At 65.6% G+C, this 12366-nt stretch carries 10 protein-coding genes; 7 read left to right on the top strand and 3 right to left on the bottom strand.

Going from position 1 to position 12366, the window contains the following annotated elements:
* Positions 1-7: 7 nt before the first annotated feature.
* The 7 genes from FAZ95_RS31890 to FAZ95_RS31860 all read left to right on the top strand — a co-directional run bounded on the left by FAZ95_RS31890 (position 8) and on the right by FAZ95_RS31860 (position 7729).
* A complete protein-coding gene (locus tag FAZ95_RS31890) occupies positions 8-415 on the top strand; it encodes a DoxX family protein (RefSeq protein ID WP_137336400.1) in 408 nt (135 codons plus the stop codon).
* An 11-nt stretch (positions 416-426) separates the two neighbouring features.
* Complete coding sequence (locus FAZ95_RS31885; RefSeq protein ID WP_137336399.1) at positions 427-1077, top strand: HD domain-containing protein; 651 nt, start codon at positions 427-429, stop codon at positions 1075-1077.
* A 56-nt stretch (positions 1078-1133) separates the two neighbouring features.
* Positions 1134-1787, top strand: a complete 654-nt coding sequence (locus FAZ95_RS31880) for a hydrolase (RefSeq protein WP_137336398.1) — start codon at positions 1134-1136, stop codon at positions 1785-1787.
* Between the two features lie 130 nt (positions 1788-1917).
* On the top strand, positions 1918-3546 hold the full coding sequence (locus FAZ95_RS31875; RefSeq protein ID WP_254700024.1) for an MFS transporter: 1629 nt from the start codon (positions 1918-1920) through the stop codon (positions 3544-3546).
* Between the two features lie 80 nt (positions 3547-3626).
* Positions 3627-4769 (top strand): HlyD family secretion protein, encoded by a 1143-nt coding sequence (locus FAZ95_RS31870; RefSeq protein ID WP_137336397.1) that lies wholly within the window; start codon positions 3627-3629, stop codon positions 4767-4769.
* Positions 4748-6262 carry an efflux transporter outer membrane subunit gene (locus FAZ95_RS31865; protein WP_175425817.1) on the top strand — a complete coding sequence of 505 codons (1515 nt, stop codon included), beginning with the start codon at positions 4748-4750 and terminating at the stop codon, positions 6260-6262. Before FAZ95_RS31870 ends, FAZ95_RS31865 begins: the two co-directional genes overlap by 22 nt.
* A 3-nt stretch (positions 6263-6265) precedes the next feature.
* Positions 6266-7729 carry a mechanosensitive ion channel family protein gene (locus FAZ95_RS31860; RefSeq protein WP_137336395.1) on the top strand — a complete coding sequence of 488 codons (1464 nt, stop codon included), beginning with the start codon at positions 6266-6268 and terminating at the stop codon, positions 7727-7729.
* A 72-nt stretch (positions 7730-7801) separates the two neighbouring features.
* On the opposite strand, the gene katG is transcribed toward FAZ95_RS31860, so the two are convergent.
* The 3 genes from katG to FAZ95_RS31845 form a co-directional block, all read right to left on the bottom strand.
* A complete protein-coding gene (gene katG, locus FAZ95_RS31855) occupies positions 7802-10003 on the bottom strand; it encodes a catalase/peroxidase HPI (RefSeq protein ID WP_137336394.1) in 2202 nt (733 codons plus the stop codon).
* Between the two features lie 288 nt (positions 10004-10291).
* A complete protein-coding gene (locus FAZ95_RS31850) occupies positions 10292-11089 on the bottom strand; it encodes a class I SAM-dependent methyltransferase (RefSeq protein WP_137336393.1) in 798 nt (265 codons plus the stop codon).
* A gap of 63 nt (positions 11090-11152) precedes the next feature.
* On the bottom strand, positions 11153-12364 hold the full coding sequence (locus FAZ95_RS31845) for an aminotransferase-like domain-containing protein (protein WP_137336392.1): 1212 nt from the start codon (positions 12362-12364) through the stop codon (positions 11153-11155).
* Between the last annotated feature and the right edge of the window lie 2 nt (positions 12365-12366).

Raw genomic sequence — 12366 nt, 5'->3', positions numbered from 1 at the left:
ATCGACCATGGACGCCACGCTCGCCCGCCTCGCCGCGAACTCGACCGACCTCGGCCTGCTCTTCTTGCGCGTCGGCGCGAGCGTGCTTTTGCTGATCGTGCACGGCCTGCCCAAGATCCGGCATTACGCGGCTCAAGCGGCGGCCATCGAGGACCCGTTTCACTTCGGCAAGAAGCTGACCATCGCTTTCGCGATCTTCGCCGAAGTCGTGTGCCCGCTCTTCGTGTTGGCCGGCTTTGCGACGCGGCCCGCCGCGCTGCCCGTGATGATCGTCACGGCCATCGCGCTCTTGCGCGTGCACCCGGAGTGGACCGTCGAGCAAGGGCAGTTCGCCTGGATGCTGTTGATCCTGTTCGGCACGATAGCCATCGCGGGCCCCGGCCGTTACACGCTGGCGGCGCTGATCAACCCATAAGAGGACATGCGATGAGCCGAACCGTCGCAGGCATCCCGATCCCGGACAGCACCATGGCAAGGGCCGCCCTCGCCATCGTGCTCGCCGGCGAACCCGACATTCTCTATCGCCATTCGGTACGGACGTTTTTGTTCGGGGCGCTGATCGCCCAGTACCGGAAACTTGCGTACGACGCGGAGCTGCTCTACGTCGTTTCGCTGTTTCGCTGCATCGGCTTGACTGCGCCCTATCACGGCTCGCCGCGGCGTTTCGAAGTGGACAGCGCGAATGCGGTTAACGCCTTCCTGGCTGCCTATGACGTGCCGCGCGAGGACCTCGCCGATGCATGGCGGGCCGTGGCGCTTCACACGACCTTCGGCATCCACGCCGACATGCCCTCGCATACTGCGCTCGCGACGCTGATCGCGGCGGGCATGGAGGCCGACCTTCTCTGCATGCACATGGACGAGCTGACCGTGGCCGAGCGCGAGGCCGTGCTGCTCGAGTTCCCTCGCGGACCGCGTTTCAAGGAGCAGATCATCGACACGTTCGCGCAGGGCATGGCGTGGCGTCCCGCCACGACGTTCGGCACGGTCAACGCCGACATCCTCGAGCGATGCGATCCGAACTATCGGCGCAGGAATTTCTGCGGCCTGATTCTCGGGTCGAACTGGAAGGAGTAACACCAGGCAGTACCCGATTCACCGTTTCACCCACAGGCCATTCAATGGAGGCAACGATGCCCACCGCCAAAGCACAACCCGGCAAGACCCTGCTCGATCCGACCAACCACACGTTGATCATGATCGACTTCCAGTCGCAGATGTCGTTCGCAACCAAGTCCATCGACGCGGTCTCGCTGCGCAACAACACATCGCTCGTGGCGAAGGCCGCGAAGGAATTCAACGTCCCGACGATCCTCACCACCGTCGCGGAAAAGACGTTCTCCGGCCCGATGTACCAGGAGATCACGTCGGTGTTCCCGGAAGAGAAGCTCATCGATCGCACCTCGATGAACACGTGGGAAGATCCGCGCATCGCCGAGCGCGTGAACGCCATCGGTAGAGACAAGATCGCCCTGGCCGGCCTGTGGACTTCGGTCTGCATCGTCGGTCCGGCGCTGTCGGCGATCGACCAGGGCTTCGAAGTCTACGTGATCGCGGATGCGTGCGGCGACGTCTCCGACGAAGCGCACGAGCGCGCAATCGAGCGCATGGTCCAGGCAGGCGCACGCCCGATGACGTCGCTCCAGTATCTGCTCGAGCTGCAACGTGACTGGGCGCGCGCGGAAACGTACAATCAAACGGTTGCCGTGTCGATCGCTCACGGCGGTGCCTACGGCCTCGGCCTGATCTACGCGAAGACGATGTTCGGCGCAAGCGAAGGTCATTGATCGCCAGCGTTGCATGGGACCCGAGTCAGCGTTGGGGCGCCGGCTCGGGTCGACAGCATCGGATGACGAACGGGCGGGCTGGCGCGCCAGCTCGCCCTCGCTTCCATGCACGGGTTTCCGGCTATCCGCAATGAACGAATCACTTCTGCCCAAACCTGTCGCGCCACCGCTGCCGGGCGGGCCGTCCGCGGCCGCTGCACCGGCGCCGATGAATACCACCCTGCTGTTGATGGGGCTCGGCCTCGCAACGGGGATGGAGTTCTATACGTTCGACAGCATGAATCTCGTGCTGCCGGACCTGACCGGCTCGCTCGGCGTTTCGTCCGACGAAGCGAGCTGGCTGCTCACGGTCTACAGCTGCGCGCTCTTTCTCGGCGTGCCCGTGTCGATCTGGCTCGCCGGCCACGTCGGCTACAAGCGCTTCCTGCTCGCGACGATCGTCGCGTACGCCGCCACGTCGATCGGCTGCGCGCTTTCGCCCGGCCTCGATTCGATGTTGTTCTGGCGGGTGCTCCAGGGGCTTGCCGGCGCCGGCCTCGTGGTCTGGTGGCGCGCGAGCATCTACGTGCTGATGCCGAAACCGCAACGCAGCCCGTCGCTGATGCGGGTGTCGACGGTGCTCTATCTCTCCAGCGCCGCCGGCCTGCTGGCGAGCGGCTACATCACCGATCACTACCACTGGCGTCTGATCTTTCTGCCGAACCTGCTGTATGCGGCCGGTGCGCTGTGGCTGCTCGCGCGTCACTTTCCGACACTGCCGCCCCCGACCGGACGCGTGGTCGAGACCGACTGGCCCGGTATCGCGCTGATCGCCATCGCGCTCGTTTCGCTGCAGGTGATCCTCAATCGCGGCGAGATCGACGACTGGTTCGGCTCAGCGCACCTGCGCGTGCTGGCACTCGTCGGCACCGCGGCCTTCATTCTGTTCGTCGCATGGCAGGCCAGCTCCGCGAACCGCGCGCCGCTGCTGTGCCTCGACTTGCTGCGCGACCGCAACGTGCTGTCGTCCGCCGTGATCGGCGTGTTCACCGGCATGATCCTGTCGGGCAGTGTGTTCGTGCTGCCCGAATTTCTTCGCAATCTGGCCGAGCACACATACAGCGCCACGCAGACGGGCCAGATCATGTGCGTCTATGCGCTCACCGCCGCCGCGATCCGTCCGGCGATGGTGGGGCTCATCGCGCGCGTCGGCCAGCGCAAGGCCATTGCCATCGCGCTCGTCATGCTGATCGCGTCGATGCTCGTGTTCCACCGGTTGCTCACGACGGGCACGCCAGGCCCCTACTTCGCGCTGCCGCTGGTTCTCTATGCGTGCTGTCTCGCGCCGCTGCTGCCCGCCGTAGGCAGCGGGACCGTCGCGAGAATCGAGCAGAACAAGCTGCTCGACGGCGTCTCGCTCTATATGACGTTCCGCCAGTTCGGCGCGTCGCTCGGCGTTGCGCTGCTCACGATCCTGATCGCTCATCGCGAGACGCTGCATTCGTCGCGCCTCCTCGATCACGTTCGCCTCGACAATGCGGTTACGCGCGAGTGGCTTTCGTCGATGGGCGGGACGCTCACGCGTCACGGCGGCCAAACGCCTTTCGAGGGCGCGCACGCCTCCATGCGGATGCTCGCCGAAGAAACCGCACGCCAAGCGGCGACGCTCGCCTACGCCGATGCGTTCGCGTTCATGGCGGCCGTCGGCGTGCTTGCGCTGTGCGTGCTGCCGCTCGTTCCTCCTACCCCCGTTCCACCCAAACCCGTTCAGGGCAAATAGAGAATGGCTTTAAAAACCGACAAGCCGCGCCGTAACCGGCGCACTGCCGCGCTGCCTTGCAGCATCCAACAGGGGCAACGATGAACGAAGCGCCGCCCGCAGCGAAGCCGCAGGAAGCGCGCACGCCGTCCGCGCCTGGGCCAGCCGCACCGCCACCGCCACCGCCCGCAGGGGCTCAATCGAACCGGCGTCCATGGATCTTTGCCGCGCTGGGCCTCGCGGTCCTGCTACTCCTCGCGCTGGTTTTCGTCGTGCCCGACTTCTACGCGAAGGAAACAAACGACGCGTATGTCGACGCCCATGTCATCTCGGTGATCCCCAAGGTCCCCGCTTACGTGCAGAAGCTTTACGTCGACGACAACAGCAAAGTGCAAGCCGGTCAGCTGCTGATCGAACTCGATCCGCGCGACTACGCGGTGCAGCTCGCGCAGGCCAAGGCGAGCCTCGCCAACGCCGAAGGCAAGCTGCAAGAAGCCCGCGACCAGATTCCCGTGGCCGATGCGGAAGTCGCGCGTCAGCGTGCCGAGCTCGATGTCGCGCGGGCCAACGAAAAGCTCGCCGAAATCAATTTGAGCCGCTTGCAGTCCGTCTCCGACGTGCGCGCCGTCTCCTCCCAACGCGTCGACGAAGGCAAAGCCGCCGCCACGAGCACACACGCAGAGACGCAGGCAGCGCAGGTCCGCATCGCGGCGGCCGAGGCGCAGGCCAAGCTGGCGCGCTCGCAGGCCGCGACCGCCGACGCCGCTGTCGGGCTGGCGCGCGCCGCGCTGGACCAGGCCGAGCTGAACTTGTCGTACACGAAGATCTACGCGACCGAAGCGGGCAGCGTGGCGCGCAAGAGCGTCGAGACGGGCAACTACGTTCAGCCAGGACAACTGCTGCTGTCGGTCGTTCCGGAGCATCTCTACGTCATCGCGAACTACAAGGAAACGCAGCTCACGCATGTGAGGCCGGGCCAGCGTGTGACGATTACGGTCGACGCGTTCGCGGACCATGAGCTGCGCGGCCACGTCGATAGCATCCAGCGCGGCACCGGCTCGCGCTTCGCGCTGCTGCCGCCGGAAAACGCGACCGGCAACTTCGTCAAGATCGTGCAGCGCGTGCCGGTCAAGATCGAATTCGACGATCCGGGCGAAGCGCTGAAATGGATCTCGCCGGGCATGTCCGTCGAAACGCGAATCTTCGTCAGGGAGCAGCCTCGATGGCTTGGTTTCCTGAACTAGCGGCATACCGCAGGTCCGTCACGCCGCCAGGAACGATGCCGCGAAAGAGCCGCCACCTTCTCGCGCCCGCCGTGCTCGCGTGGACCGGCTTCATGCTGGCGGGATGCACCGTCGGACCCGACTACGTCGCGCCGAAAACGGCGATGCCCACGGGCTATTCGGAGCAGTCCGGCGCACCCAAGGGCGCCCTGTCATCCGCGCCGGCGGCCAGCCTCGACGCCTGGTGGAAGAACCTCGGCGATGCGACGCTCGACCAGTTGATCGACGAAGCGCTGCAATCCGCACCGGACCTCAGGGAAGCCGAGGCGCGCGTGCGCGAAGCACGCGCCCTGCGCGGCATTGCCGGCGCGGCCGAATTCCCCGAAGTCGACGCCGGCGCCGAATACAAGCGCACGCACGGCAGCGCGAACGTGCCGGTCGGCGTGCCGCCCGGCGGGCTCGGACCCGGCGTCAACGGCAATCTCTGGCAGGCAGGCTTCGACGCCTCGTGGGAAATCGACGTGTTCGGCGGCACGCGGCGCAGCATCGAATCCGCCGATGCGTCGTATCAGGCCGCGATAGCCGGGCGCGGCGACGTCACGCTGACGCTCGTGGCAGAGATCGCGCGCAACTATGTCGAGCTGCGAGGCGCGCAGCGCCGGCTCGACGTCGCGCGCGAGAACCTCGCCATCCAGCAGGATGCGCTCGCGCTCACGCGCTCGCTGTTCGATGCCGGTCTCGCGTCGCGCCTCGACGTGCTGCGGGCGCAAGCGCAGGTCTCGGATACCGAAGCCGAAATACCGACGCTCACCGCCGAGGCGCGCGCGGCGATTTATCGGATCGGCGCGCTGGCGGGCCGCCCGCCGGAAGACCTCCTCGCCCAGCTCGATACGCCTGGCGCCATTCCCGCACCGGTTGCCGACGTGCCGATCGGCCTGCCGTCCGACCTGCTTCAGCGCCGCCCCGACATCCGCGCCGCCGAGCGGCAGCTTGCGGCGGCCAACGCGCGCATCGGCGTCGCCACGGCCGATCTCTATCCGCATTTCTCGCTCACCGGCGCGGCGGGCCTCGAGAGCCTGCACGCGTCCACGTTTCTCACGGCGCCGAGCCGTTACCTCTCGATCGGCCCCGGCGTGGACTGGCTGATCTTCGATGCAGGCCGGGTCCGCTTCGCCGTACGCGCCGAAGAGGCCCGCACCGACCAAGCCGCGGCGGCCTACCAGCGCACCGTGCTCGGTGCGCTGCGCGACGTGGAGAGCGCCCTCGTCTCGTACGGCCAGTCGCGCGTGCGCCGCGACCGGCTCGCCGCCGAAACCGCAAGCGATCGCGATGCGGTCAACGTCGCGACACGGCTCTATCGACAGGGGCTCGCCGATTTTCTATCGGTGCTCGACGCCGAGCGTTCGCTCTATGCCGCCGACGACAAGCTCGCGCAGACCGATCGCGACGAGGCGCTCGCGCTCGTCACGCTCTACAAGTCGCTCGGCGGAGGCTGGCAGATACCGGGACCCTAAGTCATGCCGAACTTCTCCAACGCAGTCCTATGGGGCGTGCCGATCCTGCTCGCGGACTTCGCGGTATGGCGTCTGTGCGGCCGCCGCGATTCCGCATTTCGAGCAGCTTGGCGATGCGCGGTATTCGCGGCCCTGACGTGGCTGCTGTTCGCCAACGACGTCAGCCCGCTGACCGTTCCCGCGGTGTCCGGCCGGCTCGAACGCTTCGCCACCCAGGCGGTCGGCGTGGCGTGGTGGTTCCAGTGCGCGCGCTTCGTCACCCTGCTCCTCGACCGCGTGCTGCTGCCGAAATCGTGGCACACGCAGCGGCTCTTCCACGACGTCGCCGCAGGCGCGATTTTCGGCGCGGCGACGGTGGCCGCCGCGGGCTATGTCCTCGGCCTTCCCGTGAGTGGCCTCGTGGCGACGTCCGGCGCGATGGCCGTCGTGTTCGGCCTCGCCATCCAGAACACGCTCAACGACATGTTTTCGGGCCTCGTTCTGAACACCACGCAGCCGTTCCAATTGAACGATTGGGTCAGCATCGGCGACCTGGAAGGACGCGTCGTCGAGAGCAACTGGCGCGCAACGAAGCTGATCAACAGTCTCGGCAATCTCGTCGTGGTGCCGAACAGCGCGGCCGCCAAGGCCAACATCGTCAATCTCAGCGAGCCGCCCAACACGCACGGCATTACGCTCGTCCTGAACATCGACCCCGAAGTGCGGCCGGCCATCGTGCTGGAGGCGCTGGAGCGAGCCGCCGCGAGTTCGAGCGATGTGCTCGCCAGTCCCGCGCCGATCGTCGCCGTCAAGGCGTTCAACCCGAACTCGATCGAGTACGAGCTCGTCTGTTACGTCGATTCGCTGCAAAAGAAGACTGCTGTTCGAAATCAGCTGTACGAGTTTGTCCATCGACATCTGTCGGCCGCGAAAGTCGGGCTGCGCTCGCTCTCCGTGCCGCACGTCCCGCAGACACATGTCTCGCATCGGCGGCGCTTGCTAGGCTCGGTCGAGCTCTTCCGTCACCTCGACGATGAGGACCTCGCACCGCTCGAAGCGGCGTTGACTCAACACCATTTCGACAAGGGCGAAGTGATCTACGCGTCCGATTCCGATCTGCGTGTCTTGACCATCGTGGAGTCCGGCGTCGCGTCGGTGAGCGTGCCGGGCGCGTCAGGCGACGCGGAGGTCCGGCGGATGGCGCCTGGCGACGCCATCGGTCAATCCGTGGTCCTTGCCGGAGCGAAGCTGCACGCCACCGTGCGGGCCCTCACGCCGGTCACGGCCTATCAGTTGAAAAGCGAAGACCTTTCGCCGCTGATCAGCCGGAAGCCGGAGCTTGGGCAGTCGATGTGCATGGCGCTCACGAAACATCGCGCGGTGGAGGAGAAGCTGATGATGTCGCACGATGAAAACGGCAGCGCCTCGTTCGGCTTGCTTGCCTGGCTCGAAAGGGGCATGAAGCAGCTTCATGCCGCCATTTCGTGATGAGGGGTTGCGTCTCGCGCGAGAAGGCATTGCCCCGTCAAGCCGACAACGCTTGCGGGGCAATGCGGCAACTCAGGCCAGATCGAATCGATCGAGGTTCATGACCTTGACCCACGCGGCGACGAAGTCGCGCAGGAACTTCTCCTGGGCATCGTCGCTTGCATAGACTTCGGACAGCGCCCGCAATTGCGAATGCGATCCGAACACGAGATCGACGCGGGTGCCGGTCCACTTCACCGCCCCAGTCTTGCGGTCGCGTCCCTCGAACACTTCCCTGTCCGCCGAGACCGGCGTCCATTCCGTGCCCATGTCGAGCAGGTTGCGGAAGAAGTCGTTGGTCAGCGTTTCGGGCCGGTCGGTGAAGACGCCATGCGCTTTCTCGCCGGCGTGAACCTTCAACACGCGCAAGCCGCCGACGAGCGCCGTCATTTCGGGGGCGGTCAGCGTCAGCAATTGCGCCTTGTCGATCAAGAGCGCCTCGGCCGGGACGCCGGTCTTGCCCTTGACGTAGTTGCGGAACCCATCGGCGAACGGTTCGAGCGCGGCGACGGACACCACGTCGGTCTGTTCCTGCGAAGCGTCCATGCGGCCCGGCGCGAACGGCACGGTCACGTCGTGGCCGCCCTGCTTCGCCGCGCGTTCGATGCCGGCGCCGCCGGCCAATACGATCAGGTCGGCAAGCGACACCTTCTTGCCGCCCGCTTGCGCGCCGTTGAACGCCTTCTGGATGCCCTCGAGAACCGTCAACACCTTCGCCAAGTGCTTGGGCTGGTTGACGGCCCAGTCGTTTTGCGGCGCGAGGCGAATGCGCGCGCCATTGGCGCCGCCGCGCTTGTCGGAGCCGCGGAAGGTCGAAGCCGAGGCCCAGGCCGTCGACACGAGTTCCGAAACGGTGAGCCCCGACGCGAGGATCTGGTCCTTGAGCGCCGCCACGTCGTGCGCATCGATGAGCGGATGATCGACCGCCGGAATCGGGTCCTGCCAGATCAGTTGTTCGGCCGGCACTTCCGCGCCGAGGTAGCGTGCACGCGGTCCCATGTCGCGGTGGGTCAGCTTGAACCAGGCGCGCGCGAAGGCGTCCGCGAACTGGTCGGGGTGCGCCATGAAGTGTCGCGAAATCTTCTCGTAGGCGGGATCGAAGCGCAGCGACAGGTCGGTCGTGAGCATCGTCGGCAGGATCTTTTTCGACGGATCGTGCGCGTGCGGGATCGTCGCGTCGGCGTTCTTGGCCACCCATTGATGCGCGCCGGCCGGGCTCTTCGTCAATTCCCATTCGTAGCCGAACAGGTTCTCGAAGAAGCCCATGCCCCACTTCGTCGGCGTGGTCGTCCAGGTGACCTCGAGGCCGCTCGAGATCGTGTCCGCGCCCTTGCCGGTGCCGAAGCTGTTCTTCCAGCCGAGCCCCTGGTTTTCGAGTTCGGCAGCTTCGGGTTCGACGCCCACGTTGCTCGCCGGGCCGGCGCCGTGCGTCTTGCCAAACGTGTGGCCGCCGGCGATCAGCGCGACGGTCTCTTCGTCGTTCATCGCCATGCGCCCGAACGTTTCGCGGATGTCATGGGCCGCGGCGACCGGGTCCGGATTGCCGTCGGGGCCTTCCGGGTTCACGTAGATCAGGCCCATCTGCACCGCGCCGAGCGGATTCTCGAGGTTGCGCTCGGCGCCCGTGCTGCCGCCCGCGCCCTTGCCATAGCGGAGATCGCCGGCAAGCCAAGTTTTCTCGTTGCCCCAGTAGACGTCGCGGTCCGGCTCCCAGGTGTCCTCGCGGCCGCCGGCGAAGCCGAAGGTCTTGAAGCCCATGGTCTCGAGCGCGACGTTGCCGGTGAGGATCAACAGGTCCGCCCAGGAAATCTTCTGGCCGTACTTCTGCTTGATCGGCCAGAGCAGGCGCCGCGCCTTGTCGAGGCTCACGTTGTCCGGCCAGCTGTTGAGCGGCGCGAAACGCTGCTGGCCGCGCCCGGCACCGCCGCGGCCATCGCCGATGCGGTACGTGCCCGCGCTGTGCCAGGCCATGCGGATAAAGAGCGGGCCGTAGTGGCCGAAGTCCGCCGGCCACCAGTCCTGCGAGTCGGTCATCAGCGCGGCGAGGTCCTGCTTCAGCGCGGCCAGATCGAGGCTCTTGAACGCCTTGGCGTAGTCGAACGCCGAGTCCAGCGGATTGGACTTGCTCGAGTGCTGGCTGAGCAGGTCCAGCGGCAGCTGATTCGGCCACCAGTCGCGGTTCGTCGTGCCGCCGCCGGCGGCAGGGTTGAACGGGCACTTCGCTTCGCTTGCCATGAAGGTTCTCCTTGATCAGTTTTCACACGTCAACGACGCAGCGGCTCGCATCGTGTCACCTTTCGCGAAGGCGCGCCTTAACACGAGTTGAAACGTTCTGAATTCGGGCCGACTGAGGGATTTAAGAACGCTCACGCGATTTCGGCAAGAATTCACAAGCGATGTGACGGGCGCTTGTCAACCGCGGATTCAATCCGTCGATGAGCGCATTTGTGCGGCGAGCGCACAGGAGATGGGGTTCGGAAGCTGTCGTGGTGTGGCTGTCACAAAGGGCGGTTCAATCTTTTTTCACCGCACCTTCCTTGCGATCAGCGTATCGAACGCATATGCGCCTTGGCCATGTCGGCCGGAGTGAACGACCGAAAACCCGGCCTGCTGCAACGCAGCGACCATCTCGGCCAGCTCGCGCTCGGCAAACCAGATGTCCGTTTCCCGCTCGAGGCCGCCGTCTTCCCACATGCGCAACGTGGATCGATGCTGGCGATTTTGGCCGAAGGCCCAGGTGTAACGGTAGAAGTAGGTCCGGCCGTCGTGCGTCGCTCCGCCTGAGTGGGCTGCGCCAGCCGCATCAGCGGCTTTCAGTGCGGCCCAATCGCGAAGATTCAGGGCAAGATGCCCGCCATGCCGAAGTACCGCGCTCAGCCCTTGTAGGGAGTCGGCGAGGTAGGCGTCGTAATCGCCATCTCGCCACGGTTGCGTATAGATCGCGTAGTTGACCGTTACCACGTCCATGCTGTCGCGCCACGCCGGCACATCGGCCAGCCCCGCGAATGAAGCGGCACGGTACCGGCTTTCGGGAATGCCCGCCTTTGCTCCGGTACGCCGCGCGTCGGCGAGCATGTCCTCGCTGTAGTCCGCCCCGTACACGACGAACTGCTTTTCCATCCCGCGTGCCGGAAGACCGTTATGCAGCGCCAGCACGTCGAAACCGAGTCCGCAGCCGGCATCGAGAATCGATGCGCCGCTTCCCACATTCCGCGCGATCCATTCCGACATGACCGGATCATTCATGTCCTGCCCCGCGACTGCGGCAGGACGATGCATCGAGAGGTAGAGCCGGTTCAGGCCGGCGTAAGCGTCATGCATCGCGCAGATGCTCCGTGCGTGGTTCTGTCGAACCCGTATTTTTCGACGCTGACTATCAATTTGCTACTGCATGAGGGACCTGCCGAGCGCGGCGTCATGCGCTCGCTTGAGCCGCTTCACGCCTTCGCGTATGTCGTCGACACCCGGCGCTGCAAACGAGAGACGCAGCGACGCCGCATCGAGCTTGTCCGCGAAAAAGGCTTTCCCCGGGACGAAAACGACCTTGCTTTCCACGGCGTGCTTGAGCAGTTCCGATGCGTCGATGCCGTCGATTCTCGCCCACACGAACATGCCGCCTTCAGGCTGATGGAACGCGATGGCGTTGCCAAGTTGCGCGCGAAGTTCGCTGCACAGTGTCTCGCACTTGAGCCGGTACCTCGCCGTAATGGCGGGTAGGTGCCGTTCGAGCGCGCCATCGGCAAGATATTCGGCGGCGGTGGCTTGCGTCCACGGCGCGCTGCACAGGTCGACGGTTTGTTTGGCAATCACGCAGCGACGCACGATTTCAGCGGGCGCGATCGTCCAGCCCACTCGCAATCCAGGGGCCACGATCTTCGACAGGCTCGCAAAATGCACGACCCAGTCGCGCGAGCCTTCGACCTCGGCGGTCAGTGCAAGCATCGACGGGACCGGTTCGCCCGAAAACCGAAGATCGCCGTAAGGGTCGTCCTCCACGATGAGGAACCGGTACTTCGTGGCCAGCTTGAGGAGTGCAATGCGGCGTTCGCGCGTGAGGGTCGCGCCGGTCGGATTGGCGAACGTCGGCACGGTGTAGAGCAGCTTCGGCCGAGCCACCGCGCCCGACGCCAGCAGCGCTGCCAATGCATCGACGTCGAGCCCTTCGCTGTCGACCGGCACCGTGACGATGTCAGCCTGCTGCAGCCTCAGCGCCTGCAAGGTCGCGGGATACGCGGGTTGCTCGGTGAGCACCACGTCGCCCGGCTCGACCAGGACACGCAGCAGCAAATCCAACCCTTGCTGAGAGCCCGTCGTCGCCAGCAGCTCATCTGAGCCGCATGTCACGCCGCGGCTCGCCATCAGCTTCACGAGCTCGTTCTTCAGTTCGGGAAGCCCATCGGTCGGTCCATATTGCAGGCAGCGGCTCGGCGCCCGATACGCGCGCGCCGCAGCGGCCTGCAAGCCTTCGACGTCGAACAGGTCGCTGGCCGGGTAACCGCCTGCGAAGGAAATCATGCCCGGTTCGCTCAGATACTTGAACAGCTCTCGAATCGGGGAACCGGAAGGGTTTTGAAAAGGGGCGGTGAATGCGTACATGT

It is taken from the genome of Trinickia violacea, from assembly GCF_005280735.1.
GTDB lineage: Bacteria > Pseudomonadota > Gammaproteobacteria > Burkholderiales > Burkholderiaceae > Trinickia_A > Trinickia_A violacea.
Note: the sequence above shows the minus strand (reverse complement) of the source record. Positions and strands in the feature narration are given on the sequence as shown.